At 36.2% G+C, this 16420-nt stretch carries 16 protein-coding genes; 11 read left to right on the top strand and 5 right to left on the bottom strand.

Annotated elements, in window-relative coordinates; translation table 11 throughout:
* Positions 1-20 precede the first annotated feature (20 nt).
* The 5 genes from jag to rpmH all read right to left on the bottom strand — a co-directional run bounded on the left by jag (position 21) and on the right by rpmH (position 2840).
* A complete protein-coding gene (jag, locus tag CLOL250_RS07455; RefSeq protein WP_008401680.1) occupies positions 21-665 on the bottom strand; it encodes an RNA-binding cell elongation regulator Jag/EloR in 645 nt (214 codons plus the stop codon).
* The gene (locus CLOL250_RS07450; RefSeq protein WP_008401679.1) at positions 665-2062 is read right to left on the bottom strand and encodes a YidC/Oxa1 family membrane protein insertase; all 1398 of its coding nucleotides are present in this window, start codon (positions 2060-2062) and stop codon (positions 665-667) included. The genes jag and CLOL250_RS07450 overlap by 1 nt, the downstream gene beginning before the upstream one ends.
* Positions 2063-2073: 11 nt before the next feature.
* Entirely contained in the window at positions 2074-2286 is a 213-nt protein-coding gene (gene yidD, locus CLOL250_RS13710) for a membrane protein insertion efficiency factor YidD (protein WP_084770674.1), read from the bottom strand.
* A 2-nt stretch (positions 2287-2288) separates the two neighbouring features.
* Positions 2289-2642, bottom strand: a complete 354-nt coding sequence (gene rnpA, locus CLOL250_RS07445) for a ribonuclease P protein component (RefSeq protein ID WP_008401675.1) — start codon at positions 2640-2642, stop codon at positions 2289-2291.
* 63 nt (positions 2643-2705) lie between these two features.
* Positions 2706-2840 (bottom strand): 50S ribosomal protein L34, encoded by a 135-nt coding sequence (rpmH, locus tag CLOL250_RS07440; protein WP_004852723.1) that lies wholly within the window; start codon positions 2838-2840, stop codon positions 2706-2708.
* Positions 2841-3530: 690 nt separating this feature from the next.
* On the opposite strand from rpmH, the gene dnaA reads away from it, so the two are divergent.
* From dnaA to CLOL250_RS07385, 11 genes are all read left to right on the top strand, one after another.
* On the top strand, positions 3531-4895 hold the full coding sequence (gene dnaA, locus CLOL250_RS07435) for a chromosomal replication initiator protein DnaA (protein WP_008401673.1): 1365 nt from the start codon (positions 3531-3533) through the stop codon (positions 4893-4895).
* A gap of 272 nt (positions 4896-5167) precedes the next feature.
* On the top strand, positions 5168-6274 hold the full coding sequence (gene dnaN / locus CLOL250_RS07430; RefSeq protein ID WP_044945529.1) for a DNA polymerase III subunit beta: 1107 nt from the start codon (positions 5168-5170) through the stop codon (positions 6272-6274).
* A gap of 23 nt (positions 6275-6297) precedes the next feature.
* Entirely contained in the window at positions 6298-6507 is a 210-nt protein-coding gene (locus CLOL250_RS07425; RefSeq protein WP_008401671.1) for an RNA-binding S4 domain-containing protein, read from the top strand.
* A gap of 26 nt (positions 6508-6533) precedes the next feature.
* A complete protein-coding gene (gene recF, locus CLOL250_RS07420) occupies positions 6534-7616 on the top strand; it encodes a DNA replication/repair protein RecF (protein ID WP_008401670.1) in 1083 nt (360 codons plus the stop codon).
* A 35-nt stretch (positions 7617-7651) separates the two neighbouring features.
* The gene (gyrB, locus tag CLOL250_RS07415) at positions 7652-9568 is read left to right on the top strand and encodes a DNA topoisomerase (ATP-hydrolyzing) subunit B (protein ID WP_008401669.1); all 1917 of its coding nucleotides are present in this window, start codon (positions 7652-7654) and stop codon (positions 9566-9568) included.
* 17 nt (positions 9569-9585) lie between these two features.
* Positions 9586-12135 (top strand): DNA gyrase subunit A, encoded by a 2550-nt coding sequence (gyrA, locus tag CLOL250_RS07410; protein ID WP_008401667.1) that lies wholly within the window; start codon positions 9586-9588, stop codon positions 12133-12135.
* Between the two features lie 80 nt (positions 12136-12215).
* Positions 12216-12521 (top strand): hypothetical protein, encoded by a 306-nt coding sequence (locus CLOL250_RS07405; protein WP_008401665.1) that lies wholly within the window; start codon positions 12216-12218, stop codon positions 12519-12521.
* 17 nt (positions 12522-12538) lie between these two features.
* Positions 12539-13381: a fumarate hydratase gene (locus tag CLOL250_RS07400; RefSeq protein WP_008401664.1), complete on the top strand. Its 843-nt coding sequence runs from the start codon at positions 12539-12541 to the stop codon at positions 13379-13381.
* Positions 13382-13474: 93 nt separating this feature from the next.
* Complete coding sequence (locus CLOL250_RS07395) at positions 13475-14044, top strand: Fe-S-containing hydro-lyase (protein ID WP_044945526.1); 570 nt, start codon at positions 13475-13477, stop codon at positions 14042-14044.
* Positions 14045-14253: 209 nt separating this feature from the next.
* Positions 14254-15915, top strand: coding sequence for a hypothetical protein (locus CLOL250_RS07390; RefSeq protein WP_044945523.1), 1662 nt, complete (start codon positions 14254-14256; stop codon positions 15913-15915).
* Positions 15916-16160: 245 nt separating this feature from the next.
* A partial coding sequence (locus CLOL250_RS07385; RefSeq protein ID WP_008401661.1) for a hypothetical protein occupies positions 16161-16420 on the top strand: 260 nt, incomplete at its 3' end.

Genomic DNA, 16420 nt, shown 5'->3' with positions numbered 1-16420 from the left:
TCTGTTAGCAAAATACTTTATTATTTGTTATTCCTGTCGTATTTTTTTAAATATACGATAACCTTACGATATGGCTCTTCACCCTCGCTTCTTGTGGATACATACTTATCATTCTGTAAAGTAGCGTGGATAATTCTTCTCTCATAAGGATTCATTGGTTCAAGTGCAAATGAACGCTTTGTTCTCTTTACCTTGAATGCAATGTTCTTGGCAAGATTTTCAAGAGTTTCTTTTCTTCTTGCTCTGTAATTCTCTGTATCAAGCTTTACTCTGATATAAGAGTCACTCTTCTTGTTTACTGCGAGACTGATCAGATACTGGAGTGCATCTAATGTCTGACCTCTCTTACCGATCAGAATACCCATCTCAGGTCCTTCTACATCGATATCAAGAAGATTGTCTGTCTCATTAAACTCAATCTTAATGTCAGCCTGAATATCCATAGCCTTGAATAATGTTTCAAGATATTCTCTTACATCATCCACAAATGTTTTCTTCTTTCTGGCACTGATGACAAATGGCTTTGAACCGATCAGTCCAAGAAAACCTGTGCATCCCTCACTGACTACATTATATTCCAGGTCTGTACTGGCACATCCAAGCTCAACACTTGCCTGCATAAGTGCCTCATCTAAAGTTTTACCTTTAAATTCTACAAACTCCATTATTTTTTTCCTCCCTTATCATTACTCTTATTCTGATACTGAAGCATGATATTTGCTTTGGAACCAATGCTTCCAGATTTGTAATGAACGTTGTTTTCTGACTGTTTCACTTCATCAACTGTCGGATTCGTATAACTTTTCAGTCTTGAAGATGCCATTCTGTTAATACTTTCAGACTGGGTGCTATCTGAACTTACATTACCATTCTGAGCGTCCATCATTCTTTCATAGAATGACTTCTTACCAGGATGCTTTGCTTCTTTCTTTGCCTGCTTCTTAGCTGCTTTTACTCTACATTTCTCAAGAACTGCTTCTTTATCACACTTCTTATAATAATTGTTGATAATAAGCTGTGTAATAATTGTAATAACAGAACCTATGATCCAGTAAAGACCAATAGCGATTGGCAGATTAATACAGATAAATAATGACATAAGCGGCATACCGTAAGTCATCATATTCATCATGCTGTTTGCCTGTGCAGCCGTAGGATCATTTGAATTTGTATTGGAAGCACTCATGCTGATTTTTGAAGATACAAACTGCAATACTGCTGACAGGATTGGAACGATCAGTGCTGCTGAAAGCTTCAATCCGGGAGCATCTGCAATATTCATATTAAATAAAAATCTGTTCATATTCTCAAAGTTCTGAATATAATCTGCTTCTTTTCCACTTGTAAATCCAAAAATATCCTGTAACTGTGACCAGTCATATGTGGATATCTTATCCAGTACATCAATTACCTTATTATTTGTAAGATCTCCATTTGATGCAGCCGTCATCATCTGCTTTGAAGCAGTAACTGCTGTAGAAACCTGACCTTCCTTATCTGTTGCAACCGCATTGATAATATCATAATATTTTGCACCGGAATCAAGTCCGATTGCCTGTAACTTGGAAGCATCTATCTTATCGATAGCTACACTCTGCATACTTGTTACAATCGCATCATACTTACCCTTCATATCTTCTACATAAGCAGGAATATTCTGGATAACACGGTACAAACCATAGAATACAGGAAGCTGGATCAGAGTTGGCAGACATCCGGATGTAAGGCTTACACCATACTTCTTCTGGATCTTCTGTGTCTCCTGCTGCTTCTTCATCAGGGATTCCTGATCTGTTTTATTGTTATACTTCTTTGTTGCCTTATTAATCTCCGGCTGGATAAAACTCATAATCTTAGAAGATTTCTGCTGTTTGAAATTCAACGGAAACAAACAAGCTCTTATAAAAAACGTAAATAAGATAACGCAGATACTAAGATTAACATATCCTATTCCCATGCTGTTACTGATAAGCTCAATCAATTTATACATAAGATCGAATATCTTACCGAATAACCAACATATCGGTCCTAAGATCAGACCGTCTTCTACTGTTAGAAACATCTTGTCCTCCTTTATGGAACGGGATCATATCCTCCTTTAGAAAAAGGATTACATCTAAGTATTCTCCATACAGCCAGGAGGCCACCTTTTATCACTCCATACTTTTCCAAAGCTTCGATCGCATATTGTGAACAGGTTGGAAAATACTTGCAGGTAGGATGTCCTTTTAACATGGACAAATACCTTTGATAAAATCTGATTAAACCAATTAACATTCTTTTCATTTTTAATTTTCACCATCTCTGACTAGCGTCAGTTTCTTCAGCCTGAACAGATGCATCATAGCACTTTCTATCTCATGATACCCTTTGTCCTTCGCTGTTGTTCTGGCAACGAACACAATGTCATAACCACTGCGGATACAGTCTTTGTTTAATCGATAAGCTTCTCTAATCAATCTGGTTACCTTGTGTCTCACCACACTGTTACCAACTTTTTTACTAACAGAGATTCCAAGTCTATTGTATTCCAAGCTGTTGGCTCTCAGATACATAACTAAATATTTATTGGCCACCGAATCCTTTGTGTTATAAACACTGCCAAACTCTCTGCTGTTTTTTAACGTAATAAAATTACTCATAACATAACCACCAAATCATTGATTGAAAATTAGAAAAACTAAAAAAGGCCACAACCTTGTGACCTATGCTGATAATTTCTTTCTACCCTTAGCTCGTCTAGCGGCCAGTACCTTTCTGCCATTAGCAGTACTCATTCTCTTTCTGAAACCATGTACTTTTGATCTCTGTCTCTTCTTAGGCTGGAAAGTCATCTTCATATCTATACACCTCCTTTAATTATTATGACCATGATTTATCCACATCCATTCGTTTCCTCTGTTTATAACAGACTCGGACGAACACATGTAGATACCTACAAAGTCCTTGCATATTATAAATAAATAACCACATACAGTCAAGTTTTTTTTGAATATTTCCTTTAAAATCAAGGGTTTTTACACTATAAAATACTTAGTTAGAAAAATGTGATTTTTTATTTTTCAAAAATTGGTGTACATATAATTTTCAAATACAAAATCTTGTGGTTTTTCTTTCTTTTCACATTTATCCATTGATATGTACTTTACCATAATCAATTTACATAATGTTATCCACAAATTGTTAATAACATGTGGATAACATCTGGATTTGTTGTTTTCATTCTTACATAAATCCATATTTTATCTTATTTTTTGATGTTCACAATTTATTAGGTAACATTTTTATTACTTAACATAACAATACTTTTTCATAATTATTATGTAACTTATTTTCAACCTTTTACAAAACGATTTCCATCCATAATGCAAAATGAGTTTCTTCCTATTATATAGAAAATTTTTATCATATGTCTGTCTGAGGGTAATAAAACTTGAAAAAATGGTCATTTTATTATAAGATATAAATACGTGGTTCTATGCCTATAACTCCATAGATACAACGAATGGACTGAAAGGATTTTCATAAAAATGAAAGAATTGATATTATCAAAATGGGACGAGATTCTCTCCCTTCTTGAGACTGAACATGGATTATCCCATATCGTTATTAATACATGGATAAAACCTTTGAAGTTATATTCTGTCGAAGGAAAAAAATTGTATTTCACAATTGACGAGCAGATGGGAGCAAGGGGCATAGAATTTATCAACAAGAAAATGTACGATATGTTTCTGGTTACTTCTATAAGAGAAGTTCTTCAGGATGATTCTATCGAAGTTGTCATTGATCTTGAAAGTAACCTCAAAAACGATTCAAAAGAAATCGTCACATCTGAGGAATACAACGAGGCAATTACAAAAAGCAATCTTTACCCAAAATATACATTTGAAACATTTGTAGTAGGTGAGAGTAACAAACTCGCCCATGCAACATGTCTGGCTGTCGCAGATTCACCGGGACTGGATAAATTCAATCCACTATTCTTATATGGTGGGGCAGGTCTTGGAAAGACACATCTGATGCAGTCGATTGCACATTATATATTACAACATAATAAGAATATGAAAGTTCTCTACGTTCCATCTAACAAATTCACAAATGAGATCGTAGAAGCAATCAAGAAAAATAAGACAGATGAATTTCGGGAAAAATACAGAACCGTCGATGTATTACTTATCGATGATATTCAATACCTGATTGGTAAAGAGAGTACCCAGCAGGAATTTTTTGATACCTTCAATGCACTTCATGATGAAGGTAAGCAGATCATCCTGTCTTCAGATAAACCACCAAAAGAGATCAAAACTCTGGAAGAACGTTTTCGTTCCAGATTTGAATGGGGTGTACCGATCGATATTCATGCTCCTGATTACGAGACAAGAATGGCGATTCTTAAAAACAAAGTAGAGATGAACGGTTATAAAAATATCAGTGATAACATTCTCGAATATATTGCTAATAATGTTACCTATAATGTAAGAGAACTGGAAGGTGCATTGAACAAGATCAGTGTATATGCCGAACTTGGAAATGTCACAATAACCGAAGATCTTGCAAAGAACATATTAAAAGACATGATATCCAAGGAAACCAATGTAGCTATTACACCTGATCTTATCATTAATACGGTTTCCGAACATTTAAATATAAGTGTAGATGATATCAAATCTTCCAAACGTAGTCAGGATGTTGCAAATGCAAGGCAAATATCCATGTATCTCTGCCGTAAGTTTACAACTAAAGGACTCAAAACAATCGGTGATGTATTTGGAGGAAAAGATCATTCCACTGTATTAAGCAACATAAAGAGAGTAGAGGAAAGAATAGCAAATGATCCTGAATATGCTGAAACCATTGATGTGATCATGAAAAAGCTAAGTCCTCACAGCTGATGTTAATTAAATGTGGATGAATGTATGTAATAGTATTATGAAATGTTAGTATCTGACAATTCATTCAATTCAAACGATTTTTAAATGTTAAAAACCTCCATTAAATTAACATTTAAAAAGAGCCTCATTAACATAGTCACATAATTAGTTTTATTATATTTTATAATGGGTTTTAAGAGTTTCAACAAATCCACACCTACTACTACTATTATTACTACTTTAATTATTAAATATATATATGGAATCAAACCGGGAAAGGAGTTATAAACAAAATGAAGATTTCGTGTATGAAGGGAAAATTGATGCAGGGAATAAGTAATGTATCAAAAGCTGTATCTACAAAAACCACACATCCAATTCTTTCATGTATCTTTATAGAAGCTGAAAATGGAAATATCAAACTTACAGCAAATGACATGGAGATTGGTATTGAATCATATGTTGAAGGAACTGTTATTGAGGAAGGAAAGGTTGCTATCGAAGCAAAACTTTTATCCGATATTGTTCGTAAGTTACCTGACAGCGAGATACATATGGAGACAAATGAAGATTTTAAGACAACTATAAAATGTGAGAAATCATTATTTACAATTGCCGGAAAGTCAGGAGAGGATTTTTCCAGTCTTCCTGTTGTAGAGAAATCTAAATTTATAACTATTTCGCAGTTTACATTGAGAGAAATCATTAACCAGACAATTTTTTCTATTTCAGACAGTGAATACAATAATGTTATGACAGGTGAGTTATTTGAAGTTTCAAATAATCGTCTTCGTGTAGTAGCAATTGATGGTCATAGAATTGCTATTCGTAACGTTGAACTTAAGAATGAAAGTGAAGATGTAAAGGTTATTGTTCCAGGGAAGGCACTCAGTTATATAAGTAAGATTGTAAGTGGTGGAGTAGATGATGATGTAAATATCTACTTTGCAGATAACAATATATTATTTGAATTTGATCGGACAAAGGTTGTATCCCGTCTGGTAGAAGGTGAATTCTTCAGAATCGATAATATGCTAAATGTAGATTATCAGATTAAGTTTACAATCAACAAGAGAGAGTTTCTTGACTGTCTGGATCGTTCTTCTCTTCTGATCAAAGAATCAGATAAGAAGCCTATCAAACTTACGATCGAGGATAATATGTTATATTTGAAGATTGATTCTCTGATAGGTTCCATGAATGAAGAGATTGAGATTCATAAAGAGGGAAACAATATTATCATCGGATTTAATCCAAAGTTTTTAATGGATGCGATCCGTGCAATTGAAGATGATGATATTACAATATATATGAATAATACAAAATCACCTTGCGTAATAAAGGATGAAGAAGAGAGTTATATTTATCTGATTCTTCCAATGGGTATCGGAAGCAGATAATCCGGGATTGGAGATAAGAAAAAATGGAAATAATCAAGCTGAGAGATGAATTTATAAAACTGGGTCAGGCATTAAAGGCAGCCGGTTTTGTAGAGTCAGGAGTAGAAGCAAAAGAGGTTATATCTCAGGGTCTTGTCATCGTAAACGGTGAGATAGAGACCAGAAGAGGAAAAAAACTGTATGATGGAGACGAAGTAGAATTTGATGGAGATAAGATAAGTATCCAGAAATAATTCTATATGTGTGGCTGGTAGATAGTATGTATGTAGAATCACTGAATATTAACAACTATAGAAATTATGATGAATTATTCATCACATTCGATAAGAATACAAATATCTTATATGGTGATAATGCACAGGGAAAGACAAATATATTGGAATCTATCTATATGGCAGCCACAACCAAGTCTCACCGCGGAAGTAAGGATCGGGAAATAATAAAAATAGGCGAAGAAGAGTCACATATACGTCTTTGCATTAAAAAAAGTGATATAAGTCATAGAATAGATATGCATTTGCGTAAAAACAAGAATAAAGGAGTTGCAATAGACGGACTTCCCATCAGACGTACAACAGAACTCTTTGGTTTATTAAATGTGATATTTTTCTCGCCGGAGGATTTATCTATCATAAAAAACGGTCCTTCTGAAAGAAGAAGGTTTCTGGATCTGGAATTATGTCAGTTGAGCAGATTATATTATCAGAACCTTTCATCTTATTCGAAAATATTGAATCAGAGAAATAATCTTTTAAAGCAGATTGTCTATAATAAGAGTCTGATGGATACCTTAGATGTATGGAATATCCAGTTAGTAGATTATGGAAAAAAAGTTATAAAAGAAAGACAAAATTTTATAATGATGTTAAATAATCTGATAGGAGAGATTCATTCGAAGCTTACTTCCGGAAAAGAAAAGCTGGAAATTATATATGATAAGAATGTAAGTGAAGATGAATTTGAAAAGGTACTGGCAGACAAGGTTCATGTCGATCTGAATTATATGAGTACCCAGACAGGACCTCACAGAGATGATATCATGTTTATGATAAACGGAATCGATGCGAGAAGATTCGGATCGCAGGGACAGCAAAGAACAGTTGCTCTTTCTCTTAAAATAGCGGAGATAAAGCTGGTAAAGAATATTATAAATGATAATCCGATATTGCTTTTGGATGATGTTATGTCAGAGCTTGACAGCAGCAGAAGAGAAGCTTTGTTAGAGGAGATCAAAGATATTCAGACAATTATAACCTGTACGGGTTATGATGATTTTATAAAAGAACAAGTAGTGATCAATAATGTGTATCATGTTATAAACGGAACTGTAAAAAAAATATAAGTTTCGTGTGTTGTGGAATATTAAGGAGGAAAAAAATGTCAAATAATTATGATGCTGAACAGATACAGGTTCTGGAAGGACTTGAGGCTGTCAGAAAAAGACCGGGAATGTACATAGGAAGTACGTCTACAAGAGGATTGCATCATCTTGTTTATGAGATTGTCGATAATTCCGTAGATGAAGCTCTGGCTGGTTATTGTAATCACATAGAAGTTTTTATTAACCCTGATAATTCCATAACGGTTGTTGATAATGGACGTGGTATCCCTGTAGGTATTCAGGAGAAGACCGGAAAGTCTGCATTGGAAGTAGTATTTACCGTTCTTCATGCCGGTGGTAAGTTCGGTGGTGGAGGATATAAAGTATCCGGTGGTCTTCATGGTGTAGGTGCTTCTGTTGTAAATGCTCTTTCCGAATGGTTAGAGGTTGAAGTTACAAGAGATGGTCATGTATATAAGCAGACCTATAAGCGCGGTAATGTTGACAGTACATTACAAATCATTGCGGATGCACCGGAAGATAAATCCGGAACAAAGGTAACATTTCTTCCGGATAAGACGATTTTTGATGACTGGATCTATGATTATGATACTTTAAGAACACGACTTCGTGAGACTGCATTTCTCACAAAAGGTTTAAAAATAACATTGACAGATCTTCGTGTAGATCCGCCAAAGGAACGTCATTTCCATTATGAGGGCGGTATCAAAGAGTTTGTTGAATATATGAACAGACACAGAGAAGCACTCTATGATAAGGTAATCTACTGTGAAGGACTTAAGGACGGTGTGTATGTAGAAGTAGCAATGCAGCATAACGATTCTTACAATGAAATGATACACAGTTATGTAAACAATATTAATACACCGGAGGGTGGTACACATTTAACAGGTTTCAAATCAGCTATTACTAAAATATTCAATGATTATGCCAGAAAGAATAATCTGTTAAAAGAAAAAGAGGATAATCTGTCCGGTGAAGATCTGCGAGAAGGTATGTCTGCGATAGTATCTGTAAAGATCGGTGAACCTCAGTTTGAAGGTCAGACAAAGCAGAAGCTTGGTAATTCAGAAGTAAGACCTGTTGTGGAAAATATCGTAAGTGAACAGCTTACCTACTTCTTAGAGCAAAATCCGAATATAGCAAAAATAATTATAAATAAATCTGTGATGGCACAACGTGCAAGAATCGCAGCAAGAAGAGCCAGAGATGTAGCAAGAAAGGCAAATCTTGCAGATAATATGGCACTTCCCGGAAAACTTGCAGATTGTTCCGATAAAGATCCGAAGAATTGTGAGATATATATCGTAGAGGGAGATTCCGCCGGTGGTTCTGCAAAGAAAGCTAGATCCCGTGCAACACAGGCGATACTTCCACTTCGTGGTAAAATATTAAATGTAGAAAAAGCAAGAATTGACAGAATCCTTGAGAATGCCGAGATTAAAGCAATGATCACAGCATTCGGTACAGGTATTCATGAAAATTTTGATATTGATAAGCTCAGATATAATAAGATCATCATTATGACGGATGCCGATGTAGATGGTGCTCATATCGCAACTCTGCTTCTGACATTCTTCTATCGGTTTATGCCGGATTTGATACGAAAAGGACATGTATATCTGGCACAGCCACCACTTTATAAACTGGAAAAGAACAAGAAAATCTGGTATGCCTACAGTGATGATGAACTGAACAGTATTCTGAATGAAGTTGGAAGAGATCAGTCAAACAAGATCCAGAGATATAAAGGTCTTGGAGAAATGGATGCAGAACAGTTATGGGAGACAACCATGGATCCGGAAAAGAGAATTTTATTAAAAGTTGCGATTGATGATGATGATGAATCAGAGATTGATATGACCTTTAATGTACTGATGGGAGATAAAGTAGAACCTAGAAGACAGTTCATAGAGACAAATGCCAAGTTCGTTAAGAACCTTGACATTTAAACGAAAGGGAGAAGAACATGGATGATGATAAGATTTTTGACAAAATAAGTGAAGTCGGACTCAAAAAAACCATGGAGCGGTCTTATATAGATTATGCCATGAGTGTTATTGCAGCACGAGCACTTCCTGATGTAAGAGATGGCTTGAAGCCTGTTCAGAGAAGAATTCTTCACTCAATGATAGAATTGAACAACGGTCCGGATAAGCCACATCGTAAATGTGCCCGTATCGTCGGTGATACCATGGGTAAATATCATCCACATGGAGATAGTTCCATCTATGATGCTCTCGTAAAACTGGCTCAGGACTGGAATACAAGATATCCATTGGTAGATGGTCATGGTAACTTCGGTTCAGAAGATGGTGATGGCGCTGCTGCGATGCGATACACAGAGGCAAGATTATCAAAGATAAGTATGGAAATGTTAGCTGATATCAATAAGGATACAGTAGATTTTGTACCAAACTTTGATGAAACGGAAAAAGAGCCTACGGTACTTCCATCACGTTTTCCTAATCTATTAGTAAATGGAACAACGGGTATCGCAGTTGGTATGGCTACAAATATTCCACCACATAATTTAAAGGAAGTAATCGGTGCAACCGTAAAAATTATTGATAATCGTATAGAAGAAGACAGAGAAACCTCCATTGACGAGATTATGCAGATCATAAAAGGACCTGATTTTCCTATGGGAGCAGAGATTCTCGGACATCGTGGAATCAAAGAAGCATACAGAACCGGCCGTGGTAAGATCAAGGTTCGTGCCGTTACAGATATCGAAGCAATGCCAAATGGCAAGCATAAGATTGTAGTAACGGAGCTTCCATACATGGTAAATAAAGCTTTACTGATCCAGAAAATCGTAGAGCTGGTAAAGACCAAGCGTGTAGAAGGAATCACGGATGTAAGAGATGAATCCTCCAGAGAAGGTATCCGTGTTGTCATCGAATTAAAGAAAGATACAAATGCAAATGTACTTTTGAATCAGTTATATAAGCATACACAGCTTCAGGATACATTTGGTGTTAATATGCTGGCACTTGTAGATGGTGTTCCAAAGATCTTAAATATTAGCCAGATGCTTGGATATTATCTGAAGCATCAGGAGGATGTAGTAACCAGACGTACAAAGTATGACCTGAATAAGGCAGAGGAACGGGCACATATTTTAAAGGGATTGTTGATCGCACTCGATAATATCGATGAAGTTATCAACATTATCCGTAGTTCTAAGAGTGTACAGGATGCGAAGAATTCATTGATCGAAAGATTCGGACTGACAGAGATTCAGGCACAGGCAATCGTAGATATGAGACTTCGTGCTCTGACAGGTCTGGAACGCGAGAAGTTAGAGGCAGAATATAAAGAACTGATGGATAAGATCAGTTATTTGAAAGCAATCCTTGCAGATGAGAAAAAATTACTCGGAGTTATCAAAGATGAACTTCTTGTTATTTCTCAGAAATATGGTGATGAGAGAAGAACAGCTCTCGGCAGAGATGTTGATGAAGTAACAGACGAGGAACTGATAGAGAGAGAAAATATCGTTATAACCATGACAAAGCTTGGTTATATCAAGCGTATGCCGGAAGATATCTTTAAAGCACAGAACAGAGGTGGAAAAGGTATTCGAGGTATGCAGACGATTGATGAAGATTATATAGAGAGTATGATCGTAACAACGACACATAATTATCTGATGTTCTTTACAAATACCGGTCGTGTATATCGTCTGAAGGGATATGAGATACCGGAAGCAGGAAGAACAGCCAGAGGTGTTGCAATCGTTAATCTTCTTCAACTTCAGGCAGGCGAGAAGATTACAGCAGTTATTCCGTTAAAGAGCTACGAAGATGGTAAATATCTGTTTATGGCAACCAGAAACGGTATGGTTAAGAAAACAGATATATCAGAATATCAGAATGTCAGAAAGACAGGACTTACAGCTATTGTTCTGCGTGATAATGATGAACTGATCGAAGTGAAAGCAACAAATGGAGAAGATGATATATTCCTGATCACAAAGAAAGGTATGACAATTCGTTTCAATGAAAAGAATGTCAGACAGACAGGAAGAACTTCCATGGGTGTAAAGGGTATTCATCTTGGAAAAGATGATATTGTAATCTCCATGCAGATGAGTTCACAGGGAGAAAAGATTCTGCTTGTTACCGAAAATGGTATGGGTAAGCGGACATTGATTTCAGAATTTAACGTACAGAACCGTGGTGGTAAAGGTGTTAAATGTTATAAGATTACAGACAAGACAGGTGATCTTGTAGGAGCAAAGATAGTTACCGATGAGAATGATATTATGATCATTACAACAGAAGGAATCATTATCCGTACAAGCTGTGAAGGAATATCTACACTTGGACGTGTAACCTCCGGTGTAAAGGTTATCAATCTGAATTATGATAATAATGTCAAGGTAGCATCCATGACAGAAGTACAAAAAGAAGAATTCGACGATGAGAATCCGGAGGGAGAAGGTCCGGAAGAAACGGAAGATACAGAAGTATCAGAAGAACAGTCATCGGAAGAAACTTCAACAGAAGAATAATATAAAAAATACCGGCTGAATAAAATCAGTCGGTATTTGTAAAGAAGGTAAAAGTTACTTAATAAAATTGGAGGTGGGATATGCCGTCTAAAATGTATTTGGGGTTATATAATGCTATCAACAGCATTGTATTTAAAACAGCAACAACGGAAGCAACGACAGAAGCACAGAATATAATTACCAAAAATGACAGGTTAAGTAAGTTTCTGGAATCTTCCAATAATACAATAGGTATTTCCAGTTATATTATGGATATTTTGTATATATTGATCGTTCTGGTCATTGCAGTGGCGTTTCTGACGCTGCTTGCACATATATACAAATATATGAAACAAAAGAGAGATCCACATTATAAAAGAAATGATGATGATTTCTTAGATAATTAAAAAAGAGGATAAAAGAGATGCGTACAATTAATACAGATGAGATTATTCAGACTGTAAAAAAGATGTGTATAGAGGCAAATCTAAAATTGTCAGAGGATATGGAAAAGGCAGTCAGAAATGCCGCAACAGAAGAAGACAGTGTACTTGGCAGACAGATTCTGACACAGTTATGTGAGAATCTTGATATCGCGGCAAAAGAACAGATACCAATCTGTCAGGATACAGGAATGGCAGTATTCTTTGTAAATGTTGGTCAGGATGTTCATATAGAAGGCATGAATCTGACAGATGCGATCAATGAAGGGGTAAGACAGGGATATACAGAAGGATATCTCCGTAAGTCCGTCGTAAGAGATCCGCTGATCCGTGAGAATACAAAGGATAATACACCGGCTATTATTCACTATGATATTGTTCCGGGTGAGAATATCGAGATCACGATTGCACCAAAGGGATTCGGAAGTGAGAATATGAGCCGTGTGTTCATGTTAAAGCCCGCCGATGGAGAAGAAGGAGTAAAGGCAGCTGTTCTTCAGGCAGTCAAGGATGCAGGTCCAAATGCATGTCCTCCGATGTTTGTAGGTGTAGGTCTTGGTGGGGATTTTGAAATGGCTGCAAAGCTTGCAAAAAAAGCACTTACCAGAAAAGCCGGAGAACATTCACCATATGAGCATATCGCAAGAATCGAGAGTGAGATTTTGGATGCCGTTAATCATACGGGAATCGGACCAGGTGGTCTGGGCGGTAAGACAACAGCACTTGCAGTTAATATCGAGACTTATGCGACACATATCGCAGGAATGCCTCTTGCAGTTAATATGTGCTGTCATGTAAACAGACATGTAACAAGGATTCTGTAATGGATCTCAAAGACTGCCATTAAGGTCAATACATGGCAGATATGAATTACAGAATTTATTTTATAGAAGAATAAAAAGAGAGAGATGAGAAAAATGGATAAGCATATTACAGCACCATTTGATAAAAAACAGGTAGAAGAACTTCATGCAGGAGATTATGTATATATATCAGGTGTGATTTATAGTGCCAGAGATGCTGCACATAAGAGAATGTATGATACATTGATCGAGAATGAAAATGATGAATCAAAGCTTCCAATTAAGTTGGAAGGAAATGTAATCTATTACCTGGGACCAACACCTGCAAGAGAAGGACAGGTCATCGGATCGGCAGGACCAACAACCAGCAGTCGTATGGACAAATACACACCACTCATTCTTTCAAAAGGTTTGAATGGAATGATCGGAAAAGGAAAGAGAAGTCAGGCAGTTATTGATGCCATCGTAGAAAACAAGGCAGTATATTTTGCTGCGGTAGGCGGTGCAGGTGCACTCCTTTCCAAATGTATCAAGAAATCAGAAGTCGTTGCATATGATGATCTGGGAACAGAAGCCATCCGTAAGATGACAGTAGAAAATCTTCCTGTTATTGTTGTAATTGACAGCAAAGGAAATAATCTGTACGAAACAGCGGTTGCAGATTATCTGAAACAGCAGGAATAATAATATAGAATAAAGCTGTTTTCGTTCTATTATATCAAAATTGATATATTAAAGAATTATAATAGGGATATTCACAGCTATACATAATTATGTGCATCAGGTTACAATAGCATTGTGATGTTCAAAGCCATTTAAATAGTAAATGTTTAAGAGAGATGCGCTGGGATGTTCCTGGCGCATTTTTTCGATTAAAGAGGAGAGTGATGGATATGGGTAAGAACAAAAAGAAAAAAGAAAGTTATTATGATGCAGACCAATCCGGCAGAAAATTTGGTAAATGGAATTTTATCATGTTGGCAGCAATCATCATAATAGAAGCAGTATTATATTATGTATTAACGCCGACAATCAATCTTCACAGTGTTGAATTCTGGATATGGATGATTGTAACAGTTGTTGCACTTTTTATTTGTACACTGAATTTAAAGGCAGAACAGATGGATGATATGCCTGTATCACCAAAACTGACGAAGATATTTGGTATTGTGATCGGAATCATGATCCTGGCAGCACTTGTTGGATGGATCGGATCATCCAAATTATTTGCAGCTTCCAAATATGCGGGTCTGATCCGGATTGAAGATGGAAATTTTGAGAAAGATATCGTTGAAAGCAAAGAGATCAATGACATAGCTCTGATGGATACAGATACAGCGGTTATCATAGGTGAACGTGCGATCGGTTCTTTATCTGATGTGGTCAGCCAGTACGAAGTAAGCAGTGACTACAGTACGATCGATTATAATGGAAGTCCGATGAAGGTAGCAGCTCTGGAATATGCCGGATTCATCAAATATATGAATAATAAAAAGAGCGGTATACCGGGATATGTACTCGTCGATCCGGTAAAGAATGAAGCAAAATATGTAAAGCTTGAAAAACCAATGATCTATTCACCTTCTGCATATTTCAATCAGAATCTTTATCGTCATGTGCAGATGGCATATCCGACGGCTATGTTTGAAGGCTTTTATCTGGAATTGGATGATAACGGAAATCCATATTATATCTGTCCGTTACTTACATCAAATGCAGGTTTGTTCGGTGCAAAGGATGTAAAGGGCGTAGTAATCTGTGATCCATGTACCGGTGATACTGAATATTATGAAGTCGGTGATGTACCAAAATGGGTAGACCGTGTCTATGACGGAGATCTGGCATGTAAAAAATATGACTGGTACGGAAAATTATCCGGTGGTTACTGGAACAGCGTATTTGGCAACAAGGGATGTAAAACGACAACAGATGACTATGGTTATAAGGTAATGAACGGAGATGTGTGGGTATACACAGGTGTAACTTCCGTAAATGGAGATGAATCTAATATCGGTTTTGTTATGATCAATCTTCGTACCGGAGAAAGCAAATATTATTCGATTGCTGGTGCAGAAGAACACTCGGCAATGGCATCCGCAGAAGGACAGGTACAGCACCTTGGATATAAAGCATCCTTCCCTTCATTGATAAATATTGGCGGTATTCCTACTTATATTATGGTATTAAAAGATAACGGTGGCCTTGTCAAAATGTATGCACTGGTTGATGTCGAGAAATACAACATCGTAGCAACCGGAAATACACAGAGAGAAACACTGGCATCTTATAATAAACTGCTGGCACAGAATGGACTAAAGACGGGTAAAGATCTGTCCGATGATCTTCCGAACAAGCAGATCACTGTCAAAGATATCAAATACATTAATCTGGAAGACAGTACCTATGTCTATATTACAGATGAAAATGGAAATGTCTATAAACAGGATTTTGCAGAAAATGAAAGTCTGATCTTCATTCAGCAGGGCGATTCAATCAAGGTATTCTATCAGGAAGGAGAGGATGCAATCAATCAGTTGATCTCGTACGAAAAATAAATCGTTTAGTAAAAAATACTGTATAAAATAAATTATTTTAAATATATACACTTATATAAAGTATATGCAAGATGTATTTAAAATCTGTGTAAATGTGTACAAACTGCATAAATAAAATTGGCAGTATTCACTAATCACATCAAATTGACACGAGATCAAATATATTGTAAATTATTATTATAGGCTGATTCTTGGGCTGAATCAGTTGATGCAAAAGGTTTTAAACAAGAAAAAAGGAGAGTTCTATGGAAAAGAAGAGAGTATTCAGTAAATCACTAATTTTACTGGCAATTACAAGTATTATGCTGTTTGCGATGAGCATTACATCTATGGCAGCAACTGAGACAAATATGAATATTCAGCAGACAGGTTCAAGCAGTAGCAGGGTAGATATTACATGGCAAACATACCTTGGTCAGAATATTCATTATCATGTGGAAATGAGTTATGATGGTGTAAACTGGGCAATGCAGGATTATGCATATAATTCTAATGAAACAATTTA

It is taken from the genome of Clostridium sp. L2-50, from assembly GCF_000154245.1.
Taxonomy (GTDB): Bacteria; Bacillota; Clostridia; order Lachnospirales; family Lachnospiraceae; genus Coprococcus.
The sequence above is the reverse complement of the archived record's forward strand: the minus strand, read 5'-3'. Positions and strand labels throughout refer to the sequence as shown.

Coding starts and splice junctions, on each gene's coding strand:
- jag (WP_008401680.1), bottom strand. CDS start 665: ATGGAGTTTGTAGAATTTAAAGGTAAAACTTTAGATGAGGCACTTATG.
- CLOL250_RS07450 (WP_008401679.1), bottom strand. CDS start 2,062: ATGTTTCTAACAGTAGAAGACGGTCTGATCTTAGGACCGATATGTTGG.
- yidD (WP_084770674.1), bottom strand. CDS start 2,286: ATGAAAAGAATGTTAATTGGTTTAATCAGATTTTATCAAAGGTATTTG.
- rnpA (WP_008401675.1), bottom strand. CDS start 2,642: ATGAGTAATTTTATTACGTTAAAAAACAGCAGAGAGTTTGGCAGTGTT.
- rpmH (WP_004852723.1), bottom strand. CDS start 2,840: ATGAAGATGACTTTCCAGCCTAAGAAGAGACAGAGATCAAAAGTACAT.
- dnaA (WP_008401673.1), top strand. CDS start 3,531: ATGAAAGAATTGATATTATCAAAATGGGACGAGATTCTCTCCCTTCTT.
- dnaN (WP_044945529.1), top strand. CDS start 5,168: ATGAAGATTTCGTGTATGAAGGGAAAATTGATGCAGGGAATAAGTAAT.
- CLOL250_RS07425 (WP_008401671.1), top strand. CDS start 6,298: ATGGAAATAATCAAGCTGAGAGATGAATTTATAAAACTGGGTCAGGCA.
- recF (WP_008401670.1), top strand. CDS start 6,534: ATGTATGTAGAATCACTGAATATTAACAACTATAGAAATTATGATGAA.
- gyrB (WP_008401669.1), top strand. CDS start 7,652: ATGTCAAATAATTATGATGCTGAACAGATACAGGTTCTGGAAGGACTT.
- gyrA (WP_008401667.1), top strand. CDS start 9,586: ATGGATGATGATAAGATTTTTGACAAAATAAGTGAAGTCGGACTCAAA.
- CLOL250_RS07405 (WP_008401665.1), top strand. CDS start 12,216: ATGCCGTCTAAAATGTATTTGGGGTTATATAATGCTATCAACAGCATT.
- CLOL250_RS07400 (WP_008401664.1), top strand. CDS start 12,539: ATGCGTACAATTAATACAGATGAGATTATTCAGACTGTAAAAAAGATG.
- CLOL250_RS07395 (WP_044945526.1), top strand. CDS start 13,475: ATGGATAAGCATATTACAGCACCATTTGATAAAAAACAGGTAGAAGAA.
- CLOL250_RS07390 (WP_044945523.1), top strand. CDS start 14,254: ATGGGTAAGAACAAAAAGAAAAAAGAAAGTTATTATGATGCAGACCAA.